This is a genomic window from Alicyclobacillus herbarius DSM 13609, from assembly GCF_000430585.1.
GTDB classification, from domain to species: Bacteria; Bacillota; Bacilli; order Alicyclobacillales; family Alicyclobacillaceae; genus Alicyclobacillus_G; species Alicyclobacillus_G herbarius.
Map to the genome: position 1 here is coordinate 15,198 of NZ_AUMH01000007.1, position 13,750 is coordinate 28,947.

The 13,750-nt window shown below is 56.9% G+C and carries 21 protein-coding genes; 16 read left to right on the plus strand and 5 right to left on the minus strand.

Translation table 11 applies throughout. The annotated features are described in order from the left end of the window. Positions 1–319 precede the first annotated feature (319 nt). The 5 genes from H522_RS20405 (at position 320) to H522_RS0106020 (ending at position 4,886) form a co-directional block, all read left to right on the plus strand. A complete protein-coding gene (locus H522_RS20405; RefSeq protein WP_051343961.1) occupies positions 320–1,171 on the plus strand; it encodes a tyrosine-type recombinase/integrase in 852 nt (283 codons plus the stop codon). A gap of 600 nt (positions 1,172–1,771) precedes the next feature. Continuing rightward, positions 1,772–2,212 (plus strand): NUDIX domain-containing protein, encoded by a 441-nt coding sequence (locus tag H522_RS0106005; protein WP_026961622.1) that lies wholly within the window; start codon positions 1,772–1,774, stop codon positions 2,210–2,212. 203 nt (positions 2,213–2,415) lie between these two features. After that, positions 2,416–2,619: a helix-turn-helix domain-containing protein gene (locus tag H522_RS0106010; RefSeq protein ID WP_026961623.1), complete on the plus strand. Its 204-nt coding sequence runs from the start codon at positions 2,416–2,418 to the stop codon at positions 2,617–2,619. A 1-nt stretch (position 2,620) separates the two neighbouring features. Next, complete coding sequence (locus tag H522_RS17905; RefSeq protein ID WP_051343962.1) at positions 2,621–3,502, plus strand: bifunctional DNA primase/polymerase; 882 nt, start codon at positions 2,621–2,623, stop codon at positions 3,500–3,502. Next, positions 3,492–4,886 carry a DUF3987 domain-containing protein gene (locus H522_RS0106020; RefSeq protein ID WP_026961624.1) on the plus strand — a complete coding sequence of 465 codons (1,395 nt, stop codon included), beginning with the start codon at positions 3,492–3,494 and terminating at the stop codon, positions 4,884–4,886. The genes H522_RS17905 and H522_RS0106020 overlap by 11 nt, the downstream gene beginning before the upstream one ends. A 201-nt stretch (positions 4,887–5,087) precedes the next feature. Here H522_RS0106020 and H522_RS0106025 read toward each other — a convergent pair whose 3' ends face one another. Continuing rightward, complete coding sequence (locus tag H522_RS0106025; protein ID WP_026961625.1) at positions 5,088–5,339, minus strand: hypothetical protein; 252 nt, start codon at positions 5,337–5,339, stop codon at positions 5,088–5,090. Positions 5,340–5,569: 230 nt separating this feature from the next. Here H522_RS0106025 and H522_RS17910 point away from each other — a divergent pair, with 230 nt between their 5' ends. Then, positions 5,570–6,253, plus strand: coding sequence for a sigma-70 family RNA polymerase sigma factor (locus tag H522_RS17910; RefSeq protein WP_162143485.1), 684 nt, complete (start codon positions 5,570–5,572; stop codon positions 6,251–6,253). A gap of 144 nt (positions 6,254–6,397) precedes the next feature. Continuing rightward, entirely contained in the window at positions 6,398–7,111 is a 714-nt protein-coding gene (locus tag H522_RS0106035) for a hypothetical protein (RefSeq protein WP_026961626.1), read from the plus strand. Here the strand turns inward: H522_RS0106035 and H522_RS0106040 are convergent. After that, positions 7,038–7,589 (minus strand): TetR/AcrR family transcriptional regulator, encoded by a 552-nt coding sequence (locus H522_RS0106040; protein WP_026961627.1) that lies wholly within the window; start codon positions 7,587–7,589, stop codon positions 7,038–7,040. The two genes, H522_RS0106035 and H522_RS0106040, sit on opposite strands and share 74 nt — an antisense overlap. Positions 7,590–7,764: 175 nt before the next feature. Here H522_RS0106040 and H522_RS0106045 point away from each other — a divergent pair, with 175 nt between their 5' ends. The 7 genes from H522_RS0106045 (at position 7,765) to H522_RS0106075 (ending at position 11,049) form a co-directional block, all read left to right on the plus strand. Continuing rightward, the gene (locus tag H522_RS0106045) at positions 7,765–8,781 is read left to right on the plus strand and encodes a zinc-dependent alcohol dehydrogenase family protein (RefSeq protein WP_026961628.1); all 1,017 of its coding nucleotides are present in this window, start codon (positions 7,765–7,767) and stop codon (positions 8,779–8,781) included. Between the two features lie 59 nt (positions 8,782–8,840). Then, entirely contained in the window at positions 8,841–9,236 is a 396-nt protein-coding gene (locus tag H522_RS22075) for an MFS transporter (protein ID WP_026961629.1), read from the plus strand. Positions 9,237–9,378: 142 nt separating this feature from the next. After that, positions 9,379–9,570: a hypothetical protein gene (locus H522_RS22080; protein WP_245578034.1), complete on the plus strand. Its 192-nt coding sequence runs from the start codon at positions 9,379–9,381 to the stop codon at positions 9,568–9,570. Positions 9,571–9,624: 54 nt separating this feature from the next. After that, positions 9,625–9,792: a hypothetical protein gene (locus tag H522_RS22085; protein WP_245578035.1), complete on the plus strand. Its 168-nt coding sequence runs from the start codon at positions 9,625–9,627 to the stop codon at positions 9,790–9,792. A gap of 60 nt (positions 9,793–9,852) precedes the next feature. Further along, positions 9,853–10,248: a (R)-mandelonitrile lyase gene (locus H522_RS0106065; RefSeq protein ID WP_026961632.1), complete on the plus strand. Its 396-nt coding sequence runs from the start codon at positions 9,853–9,855 to the stop codon at positions 10,246–10,248. Positions 10,249–10,342: 94 nt separating this feature from the next. Next, positions 10,343–10,582, plus strand: a complete 240-nt coding sequence (locus H522_RS0106070) for a tautomerase family protein (protein ID WP_026961633.1) — start codon at positions 10,343–10,345, stop codon at positions 10,580–10,582. Between the two features lie 83 nt (positions 10,583–10,665). Next, a complete protein-coding gene (locus H522_RS0106075) occupies positions 10,666–11,049 on the plus strand; it encodes a DUF2255 family protein (RefSeq protein WP_026961634.1) in 384 nt (127 codons plus the stop codon). Between the two features lie 744 nt (positions 11,050–11,793). Here H522_RS0106075 and H522_RS0106080 read toward each other — a convergent pair. The 3 genes from H522_RS0106080 to H522_RS0106090 all read right to left on the minus strand — a co-directional run bounded on the left by H522_RS0106080 (position 11,794) and on the right by H522_RS0106090 (position 12,817). Further along, a complete protein-coding gene (locus H522_RS0106080) occupies positions 11,794–12,117 on the minus strand; it encodes a DUF1292 domain-containing protein (protein WP_026961635.1) in 324 nt (107 codons plus the stop codon). A gap of 108 nt (positions 12,118–12,225) precedes the next feature. Beyond that, complete coding sequence (locus H522_RS0106085; protein ID WP_026961636.1) at positions 12,226–12,582, minus strand: YlbF/YmcA family competence regulator; 357 nt, start codon at positions 12,580–12,582, stop codon at positions 12,226–12,228. A gap of 22 nt (positions 12,583–12,604) precedes the next feature. Beyond that, a complete protein-coding gene (locus H522_RS0106090) occupies positions 12,605–12,817 on the minus strand; it encodes a hypothetical protein (RefSeq protein ID WP_026961637.1) in 213 nt (70 codons plus the stop codon). Positions 12,818–13,061: 244 nt separating this feature from the next. Between H522_RS0106090 and H522_RS22305 the strand changes: the two genes are divergently transcribed. Together H522_RS22305 and H522_RS0106100 are read left to right on the plus strand one after the other, a co-directional pair. Beyond that, positions 13,062–13,187 (plus strand): hypothetical protein, encoded by a 126-nt coding sequence (locus tag H522_RS22305; protein ID WP_273365601.1) that lies wholly within the window; start codon positions 13,062–13,064, stop codon positions 13,185–13,187. A gap of 93 nt (positions 13,188–13,280) precedes the next feature. Further along, positions 13,281–13,736: a hypothetical protein gene (locus H522_RS0106100; RefSeq protein WP_026961638.1), complete on the plus strand. Its 456-nt coding sequence runs from the start codon at positions 13,281–13,283 to the stop codon at positions 13,734–13,736. Positions 13,737–13,750: the final 14 nt, after the last annotated feature.

Sequence of the window (13,750 nt, forward strand, 5' to 3'; positions counted from 1 at the left end):
CGAAGCGGGAATGTGGCATGCATGCTAACCACAGGCACGAGAGACGGCGAAGGCTGGGGCGTCCGCCTCTGTCTCTGCGCCGGAGGCGGGCAGAGACAGAGGCGGACGGGAGCCGAAAAGTGGCTTGAAATCAAGCGGTTGGCGAGCGGATCGGACGGAAATTCGGCGGAAACGATTCGCCGGGAGCGGGGGATTTTCGCGTCTGGAGGGCAAGGCATCTATCGTTACTACCGTCATCGACCGTCACGGTACAAGGCGGGGAATGCACGCGTGGTGACGATGGTGACGATGGTGACGGTCGTTTTGGAGGAACCTCATCATGGGGAGCACGGAGAAGACACTGATGGACCAGGTGCGGGCGGTGTTTCGCCACACTCGCCAGGGGAGCATTCGCACGCGCGAGCGGTACCGGGAAGCCGGGCAACGGTTGGCGAAGTTTCTTGGTGCACAGTTTCAATTGAAAAATCTGCGAAATTTGCAGGACAAACACTTGGAGGCATACGTGCGGTACATGCAGGCGAACGGGCGAACGCCGGCGCACATCAAAACCGAGCTTTCGGCGATCCGCTGGATTGCGGATCAGGTCGGCTTGAAGCGCCCGCTGGAGGACGCACGGACATTCAACCTCCGGATGAACATCGGTCGCCGGAGTTTCCGAGGGCATGACCGGACGTGGAAAGCAGAGGAGTTGCGGATCATCAACGAAGCACCGGATCGCATTCGGAGCGTGCTCATTCTGGCGCGGGACCTCGGGTTGAGAATTCATGAGGCACACCGGATCGATGTCGCGCACGCGCGCCAGGCGTTGGTGACGAACGTGCTGGAGGTCAAGGGCAAAGGAGGATTGATCCGCTATGTCCCGCTTCGGGGAGAAGCGCGCGACGTGTTGGAACAGGCTGTCCGGCACGCACGACCCGGTGATAAGCTGTTCGTTGCCCCCGGCGTGAAAACCCACGAAGCGATCCGTGAGGTGCAGGATTACATACGCCATCATCGCCCGCCAGGGAGCACGGTCACCGCACACGGGCTTCGTCATGGGTATGCGCGGGACCGATATATGGAGTTTCGCGAGGCCGGGTTGTCGGATAAGGAGGCCAAGGCCCGCGTGAGTGAACTGCTGGGCCATCATCGAGAAGAGGTGACAGACATATATTTGGGGTCGTTGCGTTGATGTGTCACGATGGTGCGTCGTTGTGTACACGGTTGCGGGCGATAGCCGTTGCAACGTGTACGCAATAAATGGGAACCCAGTGAAAAGAGAGATGTTGTTGTGGCTTCGGATAGACGAGGGCTGGGTGATAGATAGATGGATGGCAAACAAGACGTGTATGCGTTGTGTACGCATGACGTACACGATTTCTCGGGAATGTGGTGGCATTCTGTCGGTACTCAGTACGCTGATCGGGCGGACTCGTAGAGATCACGTACGTGGGCACTCCGGGGGACCCGTTCGAACGACGGATCGAACGAGTGTACGGTGTTGAGAGCCGTCCTCGAACATTGACAAGGAAGACAAGTTCTCCACTTTTCATCGCGACGAACGTGGCTGTAAAATTGAACAAAAGTACATTTGGAATCACTGAACCGGGATAGGGTAGCTAGGGTTCCGCTTCGTGCCGGGGGCGCGAAGGTCTGCGACCGAGGGCTACATGTCCGGCTTGTGTCGCCGGATGCACCTATTGGCACAAAAGGCCCGAGGGGGAAGGTTCAGCGCACTGTCATGCGCTGAGAGCCTTTCTCCTCGGGCTATTTCGTTTAGGAGGGATTCGACGTGACACGGATCGACGAAATTCGCCCTGGGGTTGCCATGATCATCTTTGACTCGCACGGGCGTGTTCTTCTGCAAAAGCGAGCCGACGTCGACCTATGGGGCATCCCGTCAGGACATGTTGAGCCGGGTGAAACGGTCGCGAATGCGGCAGTTCGGGAGGTCTGTGAAGAGACAGGGTTACGGACACGGGTCAAGAGGCTCATTGGGATATACTCCGATCCCGAATCGCAGGTATTTCAGTACCCAAATGGGCGGGTCGTGCACTTTGTAACCCTGTGCTTCGAAATGGAGATTTGCGGTGGAAACATCGAGAAGGCTTTACCGGAAAGCTTGGATGTGCGGTTTTTCCCCGTCAATGGCCTACCCGAAGACATCCTCCCAATGCACCCAAGATGGTTGGCTGACGCGCTGGCCCAATCGGGTGCGCCGTTCATTCGCTAAGTGCACGGAAGAGAAAGTGAACGGCCTATGGGCTTCCGACGAGGGCGCGGGGGCTTACAAGTCTTTCTGGTGATTGCGTGGGTCAATGGATTGGGTTTTTGTCAAGTCTCTGAGAAACGAATTTTGTTGAAGTGCAGAACTGAACGACGTGTGTTCGGGCGAGGTGCGATAATGTACCCAGACATTCATGGAGGTGATAGTGAATGGTACGCCGGTTGCTCACGATGACGGAGGTTGCAGAGATCTGTGGAGTGTCAGTCAGTCGCGTGTATGAACTCGCCCGCGAAGGGTTGATCCCGGTTGTTCGGCTGGGTCGGCAACTGCGCGTGGATCCGGAACAACTGGAGCGTTGGATCCAAACGGGTGGCAAAGCTTATCCGGGTGGTTGGCGTCGGGAGGCGAACTGAGATGGTACAGAAAAAGAGCCCAGCTGGAACTGGGCAAAGCAACTCTAACGTAAACAGTGTATCACACAGGGTGACGGTCTGGCAGTATGCGGTCAGGTATGCCCAGCAGGGGTGGCCGGTGTTTCCGTGTCAAGCTGGGGGCAAGCGTCCATTAACCCGTCATGGGTACAAGGATGCAACCACAGAACTGGAGCGAATTGACGAGTGGGCTTGCGCATTCCCCAATGCCAACCTTGCCGTTGCCACTGGTCGAGTCAGCAAGGTGTGGGTGCTCGACATCGACCTTCGGCATGGCGGAATGGTCAACTGGCGGGAGCTCGTCACAGAGCATGCAAGTATAGCACCTACCTGGTGTGTACGTACGGGCGGGGGCGGTTGGCACCTGTATTTCCGTTACAGCCATGACGCTCCAATTGGATGTGGTGTCGGTTCTGGGCGTTTGCAAGGGATCGATTGGCGTGGCGACGGAGGGTACGTCCTGGTTCCACCGAGTCGCACGGAGCAGGCTTATGCGTGGGTGGTCGGACCTGGGACTGCCTCGGTCGTTGAGGCCCCGCATTGGTTGGTCGATTTGCTCTCTTCTTCCAAGTCAATCGTTGACGAGAGTGTCCAATTTGCTCCTTCGAGGACCGAATTGTCCCGGTTGAATGAGCTCCGGGCCATCGCGCAGGGGGTCTCAGAAGGAGTGCGAAACACTGCCGCAAGCCGTCTATGCGGATACCTACTGCGTCATAGGGTCGATCCGTATATCGTACAGTCCTTGATGATTGCATGGAATTTCCAAAATCGACCTCCCTTACCGCACAACGAACTGCTACGCGTGGTGGACAGCATCGCGGTCCGGGAACTGTTTCGGCGTCAGGGTGATTCGTATGTCCGCTAAGGGAGGCATCGCTCGTCTCGCCGAATACGAACGCCGACACGGTTCGGGGGTTGTGCATCGGGACGACGTCATGCCGTTGCCTCGGCATGACGTGCCCCCCTTTCCGGTGGACGTCTATCCACGTCCATTGCAGGAACTTGTGTGGGAAACCGCCGAATCCATCAGTTGTCCACCTGATTACGTTGCGGTGCCGATGCTGTCTGTCGCGGGTTTGTGTATTGGTCCAAGTCGGGTTGCAGAACCTAAGCCGGATTGGCAGGAGGGAGCACGCATTTGGACGGTGGTCGTAGGTCCCTCGGGTCGGGGAAAGACACCCGCAATCCACAAGGCCATCCAGCCGGTCGAGATGATTCAACGGGCGTACGACGAGGAATTTATTCGTGAGCGTGAGATGGAAGCAAGATCCGGTGATTCGGAAGGGTTGACTCCAAAGGAAATCTACACGACGAATTCGACTGTCGAGGCTCTCCTTGAAATCCTTTCCGAAAATCCAACGGGTATTCTGTATTACGTGGAAGAATTCTCCGGACTGTCGCTGTCGTTGAACCAGTATAAGGGCGGACGTGGGTCGGACAAGGCGGTCGTCTTGAGTTTGTGGAGTGGCGAGCCGGTGAGATACGTCAGGAAAAGTTACCGAATCTATGTTCGTAATCCATATCTGTGTATCACAGGTGGCATCCAACCCTCCAAATTGACGGGACTGGCTCATGAATTTAGTTTACATGACGGATTTGCCCAGCGATTTCTAGTCTCGTTTCCGCGACCCGTTCCACAGCGGAATGCCGAGGCCGTTGTGTCCGACCGATCCATGAACGCATGGGTGGATACATGTCATTACCTCCATGAAGTCAGCAGATCCGTTCTAACTCGGCCCATTGTGATGCAATTTTGTCCATCCGCACGGGAGCGCTGGCGGGAGTGGCGATCAAAGCACATCGCTGAACAGAACGACCCGGATTTGTCAGATGACCTGCTTTCGTGGTATGCGAAATTGGATACTTATGCGATTCGCTTGTCCCTCGTTGTGCAGTGTCTGATGGAAGCAACCGGTGAACATCGGGATTTGGTGATCAATGAGGAAGCCGTGTCCAATGCGATCCGGTTGGTGGAATATTTTAAGTCGCACACACGCCTTGTATATGATCAATTGACGTTGCCTATCCGGAGCGACCGGGTGCAACGGGCTGTGGACTGGATCCGACGGCATGGAGGCACCGCAGATACACGCGATATTCAGAGGGCCAATGTCGTGGGGGTGAGGCGGGCTTCGGAAGCAAGACAATTGATCATGGACATCGCGGACCACGGCTACGGGGTAGTTTCAGAGGGACCGCGCGGGGCCTTGCAAATCACCATTATCAGCTCACCCGACATTCCGACATAACCGACACAGTCAGACATCCAGTGCTGCTGGGCGCACGACGACGTGCGAGAACATAAGTTCGATCCGACACAACCCGACAAAAGCTCCCGGGTCACGAGAATATGTCGGGTTGTGTCGGAACCGTGGGCGAGGTCCCGGAATGCGAGGGAGCCAGGATGGACTTGAGTTTTCAAGTATGTGTCGGTATGTCGGGAATGTCGGTCATATGTCGTGAGGTTCCAATTCTTCTGTGGTCAACACGTTTCCTGTCTTCAATTCCCTTCGGGCTTGTTCAGCTCCCGTCCGTTCTCCTTCCGTCTCAGGTTCATCGTCCGCTGGTGCTGACGTGAGCTTCTTCAGCAGTGGATCTTCACCGAGATCGCGCAGATACCTGAGGTAGCGCAGTGCCGGTGCCACTTCACTATCTGGCAACTGGTCAATCAACCGATGCAGTTCCTCCCGCTCCACTCGCATGGGTGTTCCCCCTTGTCATGTTCATTCTGCCTAACTACCATGATACCCGATTTCACCTGAGCGGCGTCGGGGCAACACCGACAAGGGCGTGCGACAGCGTTGAGGACAGCGTTCCTTGATGGATCGGAGCGGTTGGTTTGATCCAGCAGGGAGGCGCAAGGAGGAATGGATCGTCGCGCAAGGACATTGCGACATCTCCGACAAGACCACACGTGATCCGAATCCCGCGTGTGAACCAATATGGTGCAAACACAGGAAGGGAGGTTCACGCAACGGCCATCCACGTAGAACCCGAACTGATTCGGCGGCTGCAGGTACAAGACGAGACGGCGTTCTGGGAGTTGTACAACCGCACCGTGACGGATGTCGCGAGGTTGGTGCACTATCTTCTGGAAAATCCGTCCGATCTCGAAGACGTCGTTCAGGACATCTACGTCGCGGTGTACTGCTCTTTACCACGGTTCGATTCCGCCCGGCCGTTCGGCCCTTGGCTCACGGGGATTGTCATTCGCCAGGTCAGCGCACACCGGCGAAAGCAGTGGCGCCTGGGCCGGCTGAAAGACGCTTTGGTTCGGAGTGCGGATGCGCGGGCCTGCGGGATCCACTTGGACCTCGCGGACGACGTGACGGAATCGCTTCAACGTCAAGCGTTGGTCCAGTCCATCCGCAGTCTGCCGCCCAAATTGAAGACAGTGGTCGTCCTGAATTACCTGCACGACTACACACGTAGGGAAATTGCGGAGATGCTCGGGATTCCGCCCGGCACGGTGGCGTCGCGGACACCGACACCCATGCACGCACAGAAGGAAACGCTCGGGCTATCCGCGGATGGCAAGCATTTCACGGCTGTTGGGACCTCGCCTTCACTCCCCTTGTTGTGTGTCGCCGTGGCGGGGATCACTCGAATGCCTTAATGAGGTCCGCGACACATGGTCTACGCCAGCCGGTTCCCCACAGGGTCCCCCACAGAATCGCCACCTGCATGACCCCGTTATTAGTTGAACTCGCGTCAGCTCGCCCAGGGCTTGTCTTGGGACTGGAAAACCGAGAGGATCGAGGTGTACTTGTCGGGTAAAAGCGGGTCGATGCCGGTGAACGCGCGACTGGTTTCCATCTGCGTATTGAGTCTTTACTTGGCTCTGATGGGGTGCGACCACTCCGGTGGGACGGGGCGTGTTGCGGCCACCGGGGCGGGCAATGAAGCGGTCGGGCAGGGACAGCGTGGACGTGGCAACGGGATCGACAACAGCGGTGAAGCGCCGGGTGGGAGTCGTGTGACGCCAGGGTCTGGTTGGTACTTTGTCCCATTGGCTTCCACCTTCGGTCCGAACGAGGCCATCGCGGGCGTGTCGTTCAGCGGCGATCGTTTGGACCTCTTGATCCGGACGGACTCGGTCGATGACGACGGGAACGTCATGTTTTCGAAGGTCTGGCACCAGGCAAAGTTCGATCCGGCGACAGCCACACTCACGAAAGAATCAGACACCCCGGCCCGGTCCCAAAACACCTATGATGGACCGGTCCGCCTGCAGTTTCCGATGACGTTCCCGGACCACTTTCAGTATCCGCCACTGTATCCGAATCAAGGGCTGCTATTGTGGGGGTTCCGCCGGTGGGATCGATTGGTGGCGTTCAACGTGCGGACGGGCGCTGCGGGCGTATTGGCCGAAGGGATAGGTGGGTGCGAAGACCTGGCGGTCAGAAATGTTTCTCGAGCAGCATACCGACTTGTTGTGCCATCAATGCTGGGGTATGCGGCATGCCTTGTGTAATCCACCATTCCACGACACCCACGTAGGCTGTCCCCACAAAGCGCAGCATCACGTCTTCATTTATCCGCGGGTCGCCTCCCCCTTCTCTGGCCAGCTCATCCCGAAACGACTCAATGAGGTATTCGAGGAAACGGATTCGAAACGACGGAGCTGCCTTGCTGGCCAGCATGGTCGAAAAGAACAGATAGTGCTGCTCGAAGTACTCGAAGAAGATCCGCGTGGCCTCTATCCAGTCCAGTTCACATGCCCACGCCGCGAGGTTTCGCATTTCCTCGATGTGTTCCTCGATGATCTTATCCAATAGATCGAATTTGTCGGCGTAGTGGAGATATATGGTGCCTCGGTTGACATTGGCTCTATCGGCGATGTCCTGAATCGTGATGTCGTCGAAGCTTTTCTCTGACATCAGCTCAAGTACCGCTTGTTTGATGGCCTCTCGAGACTTCAAAACCCTTCTGTCCACCTTTGAATTGGTCATACTGTGAGCACCGCTCCCCGTGGTAAATTTTGAACACATTATCGCGACCTGTTGATTTATCGACGGATGAGGTCAAATTAACGATTGCGTGTCTGTCGGGACTGCCTATGATTATAGACGTGTGTTGATTAAACAATCAACGTTGAGATTTGCCAAGCGAAAGGGGAGGTCGTGCGTGAAGGGCACTGTACTGTACGGCCCTGGTGACGTGCGTTTTGAAGAGCTGCCGGATCCGAAAATCTTGAAACCGACGGATGCCATCATCAGGATTGTCGCAACTTGCGTGTGCGGGTCCGACCTGTGGGATTATCGGGGCATCAACCCTGTAACCCAGCCTACTCCGATGGGCCATGAGTACTGCGGCATTGTAGAGGAGGTCGGCAGCGAGGTCAAGTCGGTCAAGCCGGGCCAGTTCGTCATCGGTTCGTTCTTTGCCTCTGACAACACTTGCGTCATCTGCCACCATGGGTACCAGTCGTCGTGTTTGCACAAGGAGTTCGTGGGCGGTGCGCAGGCCACACGGTTGCGTGTACCAATGGCGGATGGCACGCTCGTTCCTACACCGGAACAGCCACCGCAGGACCTGATCCCGAGTCTTTTGACGCTGTCTGACGTCATGGGGACCGGATGGTTTGCGGCGGACGCTGCCAACGTCAAGCCCGGCTCTACGGTCGTGGTCGTGGGCGACGGTGCGGTCGGTTTGTGTGCCGTGATCGCGGCGAAGCAGATGGGGGCCGAGCGGATCATCGTGATGAGCCGCAACCCGTTGCGGCAGAAGCTGGCACGCGAATTCGGGGCAACCGACATCGTTCCTGAACGCGGCGAAGAGGGCGTGGCTCGCGTGAAGGAACTGACGCATGGCATCGGTGCGGATTCAGTGCTGGAGTGTGTCGGTACCCAGGAAGCGATGATGCAGGCGGTGCGTACCACGCGCCCGGGCGGCTACGCGAGCTACGTCGGCGTGCCTCACGGGGTGGAGCTCGACGGGCAGGAACTGTTCTTCGCCCATGTCCATCTGCACGGGGGACCGGCTCCGGTGCGGCGCTACCTGCCTGAGCTGATTGACCTGGTGTGGGACCGGAAGATCAACCCCGGCAAGGTCTTCGACCTGACGCTTCCGCTGGAGCAAGTAGCCGAGGGTTACCGGGCGATGAGCGAGCGCCGTGCCATCAAGGCGTTGCTGCTGCCGTAAACAACGAGGGCGGCGCAGTCGCCGGAAGGGGCCTGGGTTTCCTCCCAGATCAGGTGGCCATGAAAAACACGTGGAAAATCTACATGCTTGCCTTCATCAGCTTCTTCGTGAGCACATCGGAGTATGTGATTGCCGGGATTCTGGACAAAATCGCTGCATGGGCACACGTCTCCGTATCGACGGCAGGACAGTTGATCACGGTGTTCGCGATTGCGAACGCCATCGGTTCCCCGCTGTTCGTGATGGCGACGACGAACATGAATCGGCGGAACTTGTTGGCACTGTCGCTTGCCATCGTGATGGTCGGATGTACGATAACCGTTATCCTGCCGGGCTTCGAATGGCTCATGCTCTCTCGCATCGTCCTTGCCATCGGTGGCGAGGTATTTGTCATCGGCGCCAAGACGGTGGCCGCTGCACTGGCGTATGCTCGTGATTCCGGCCATGGAAGGTGAAGCGCCCGCTCCGCTGAGGCAGCAAATGGCGCTTTTGACCAACCCGAACATCTTGTCGGGTTTTTCCGTCATATTCTTCTGACAGCTCGGGTATGCGATGCTGTATTCGTACATCGCGCCTTACCTGTTGACGGTGACCTCGATGAGCGAGAGAGATGTGAGCGCCGCTCTTCTGGCCTTTGGCATCGCCACCTTGGCGGGTTCCAGACTGGGCGGGTTCGTCACGGATCGCGTGGGGATCCCGAAGTCTCTGGTGGGGAGCATGGCGATCCAGGTCATCGCGCTGGTGCTCATTTCGACCACCGCCAGGTCGGTATTCGTCACCACGCTTTAGCTCATGCTGTGGGGCTTCTCGGTATGGGCATCCGGTCCGGGGATGCAGTTCAACTTGGTCGAGCTAGCCCCGGCGGCGGCAGGCATCATGCTGAGTCTGTACGGTTCCATCTTGCAACTGAGCATCGCGGCAGCGGGTGGCATCGGAGGCATTGCAGTGGAAAGCTTGTCCGTCCGGGCAGTTCCTTGGATGAGGCTGTATCGGTGGCGCTGGGCGTCATGATAGCGGCCGCCTCGTTTGCAGGCCTGTCGCGCCGCAAAACACGTGAAGGAGTGAATGAGTATGGAAATTAAACGCGTTGGTTACCGACCGTCTGAAAAGGGACCGTCCGAGTATTTTACCGGCCATGTGCGCATTGACAAGCTGTGGGAGGCGCCTGAACCGGCGCGCGTGGGCATGGCGAGCGTAACGTTTGAGCCAGGGGCCCGCACAGCGTGGCACAGCCATCCACTCGGGCAAACCCTCATCGTGATCGCCGGATGCGGTTGGGCACAGCGGTGGGGCGGTCCGATTGAAGAGATCCGGCCGGGCGACGTGGTGTGGTTCGCGCCAGGTGAGAAGCACTGGCACGGTGCGACGCCAACGACGGGTATGACGCACATCGCCATTCAGGAGGCTCTGGACGGCAAGAGTGCAGACTGGATGGAAAAGGTGAGCGACGAACAATACCGTCGTTAATCGAAGAGGAAGGCTCAGCGGCGTGCGTGCCGAGGTTCAGCACGACAGTTACACGTCGCTGACAGGGAACGTACGAACTCGAGGGAGTGAACGCATGCCGCACATTATCGTAAAGCTCTGGCCCGGAAAATCGCAGGTGCAGAAGGTTCGTCTGGCGGAAGCCATCGTCAAGGACGTGGTGAACATCTTCGGTTACGGAGAAGAGTCGGTTTCCGTGGCCATGGAAGAGGTTGATCCACGAGATTGGACGGATCAGGTGTATATCCCGGACATTAAGAACAAGTGGGACCAATTGTACAAGAAACCCGGATACAATCCGTTCGGAAGAGACTGAAGTCTGGGACGGCGGCAGGCTACCGCGCCATCCGGGTCATGGGATCAAGGTCTTACTGTTCGCGTCCATAAGGAGGCTGACTGATGACTACTTGGTCTGAGGATGAACTTCGCAAGATTGCCGAGGCGGATGACCTGCATATCTCACCGTTCCGCGACGACGGCGTGACCTACGGTACCCCGACCTGGATCTGGTCCGTGGTTGTTGGCGACGCCGTGTATGTGCGCGCGTACAACGGGAAAGCTTCTCGCTGGTATCAGGCTGCGGTACGAGAGAAGGCGGGTCGGATCACGGTCGCCGGCATGACGAAGGAAGTGACGTTCGAACCCGTACACGGACCGATCAACGACCTCATCGATGACGCATACCGAGCAAAATACCATGGCAGTCCGTATCTAGCTCCGATGATTAGCTCGCGAGCCCGGGCCGCGACGGTCAAGATCATGCCGCGCGATGCGGTGAGCTAAGTGCGTAGGGTCGCCTGGTCGGAAGTAGAACATTTTTGGAGAGGTTATGGGTTGATGGAAGTACACACATTGGTGGCCGTGAGCGGTTTAGGTGTGTCACTAAGTGTGTAAACTCTGGCGATTTCTCCAGAACTCCGCCGATATCCCTCGATACTCCAAACCGAAAAACCTGGTCACAACAAGTCTTTTCGTCCCTCAACGGAAGTCGAGGGACCTGGGAGAAATGGCTCCCAAGTCCCTCGTAATGAGCAGGTCGTCGGTTCGAATCCGACAGGTGGCTCCATAAAAAAGCCAGGAATGGCGCGGTGTTTCGAGATCGAGAGATCCGATGACACTGCGCCATTCGCGTTTTGTGCGCCTTGAGCCCCTATTTGCTATGAACGCCTCCGGTATGTTGGGGAACGTATGAATCGTTGATTGATTGGGTGTTGCATCGTGGGCATACGATGGACGTAGCAGACCCACTTCTGGATTGTGCAGCGTCCCCATCGCGCAGCCGGTGGTGTTTCCGCCCTCAGTTGCGCGCAGCGTCAGGCTCGGGCCCTCAAGTCAGGCAAGAAAGCGGTGCCGTTAGACCGGCTATTGCGCCAATTGGAGGAGGGGGCCAACCGAATACAGGTGGGGTTATAAAAGCTCTACGAAACAAAAGGGGCGCCACAAAACATAAGGCGGCGCCTCTGACCTTATACAGGATCAGCGTGACGCCGCCGAAAATGTGGCGATGAGTCGATAATGGGCTTCAGGCTATTCGTCGTCCTCGTCCTCTTCGTCGGACAGCAAGGATTCATTGTAGGCGTCGACGACCTTTTGCCATTCCTCTTCGTCCTCGATGATGGCCAGGACCACATCGTCCCCATCCTCGCCTTCGAGCCGCATGATGACGCCTTCATCGTCGTCTTCATCGGCGGGGAGGAGTACGGCGTAATCCTTATCATCCACGGAAATGAAGTCAGTTAGGAGGAAGTTGTGTTCGTTTCCGTCCTCATCCTGCAGGACAATGACCTCTTCGGTCTCGTGATCGTGGTCATGTTCGTGATCGTGAAGATGGTCGTGGTTTTGTTCGGACATGGGTAACCCTTCTTTCCGGTTCCGTCTGGACAACAGTGAGTTCATGGTATCATTATCCGTCTACAAACACAAACAGGATTCCAGACGCTATCGAGGAGGGACTGGCTGTCAATCCTCGGTGATGCGCTCTTGTACCACTCGCCCCAAGTGCTCGCTGACGTCTTGCAACAGGTTGTTCACCGCCGTTTGCGCTTCTTGGAATTCACGTACAACCGGGATTTTCTCCAACTGCTCCAAAAGGGATTCCGATTCCTGCGTCAAATGACGGTAATACCCCTCAGGGACTTTACGGGCCGCAAATTCCTCAATCTGTTCCTGAACGGACCGCAAGCGTCGAATCAATGCCTGGGCCTCTGAGTGCTGCTGGAGTTTGGCTTCGGCGGCCTGGTAGCGCTGAATTTCCTCGGTTTGCAGGATGAGGTCAGCGAGTTCTTCCGCCTGCGCCCATAACTCGTTGCGGTCCATGTGAACGGCCTCCTGCAAAGAATCATTGATGTAGGCGATGGTGCTGCTCGTTGTAACGCTTAAACGGTTCACTCGGCTCGTTTTCGAGCTTATCGGCGAGTACGGCCAACGCAATGCCGATGACGACCAATGCAATCAGCAGGGGATACGAGTGGAGAACAATCCCAAGAAGGACAAAGGCGAACAGCAGGGCGTAGAGACTGTACAGCATCCACCTGCTTTTGATGTGGTTCATCCGCGAGCCCCTTCCTGTCTATGCTGATTCGACCTGTCGGAGTTAACGTGCGCCGAACAGGCGGTAGATCGAGTTAATCTCATTATAGGTTCAACCCGAGAATGGGTCAAAAGAATATTGGTTGACCTCCCTGAGAAGCGCTAGTATTCTGGAACTATAAGCATTAACCTAGAAGCGGCAACACTTCAACCGTAATGACAAGGAAGCGAAACGGCGAGGAACGGAAAATACAGGGGGCGGCTGTATGGGCTTACTCGGAATGGCCGTGGCGGCGCTGGCCACGTTGTTCATGCTCCACATCTGCGCCTCGGAGACCAAGGAAAACTTTGACAAGGCCTTGGCGAAGGAATATCAGGATTCCGAGTCGTAACCCCAGATCTGAGTGTCGGACGGCGGTACCCGGCAAGCGACCCCCAACGGGGGACCGTGGAGCACCTGACGGGAAAGGGCGGATCGACAGAGTTTGGAATCCACCACTTGGTTTCAGTTTTCGGATGCGGATGCCTACGCGTTTTGGTATGAGGACGCGCACCTTGTCCTGATGCGGTTTCAACGCGACGAGGAAAAGATGTTGTTTGTGTTGCGGGAACAAACGGAAGTAGGAGCAAAGCTGACTTATCCGGGGCGACTGTTCCAAGATCGGGTGTTGGACGAGATCGGCGATGTCTTTTTTATCTCGCTGGAAGAATCCGACGGGAATTCGACGCCTCTGGCGCTCGGGGCATACTTTCGAGACAAACAATCCGCGTACGGGGCGTACTATCCGTTGACGGGTTCAACCTTGGAGGTCTGTTTTTTCCAGATTGACAACGAAAATGAGGCATCCAAACTGGGGTCACTCAGCGATGAAGCGTATCAGAGGGTTGCCGAATTGTTTGCGCATCGCTACGGGAGTCTGCTGGACTTACATGGGATGTGAACATGGCGACCAAT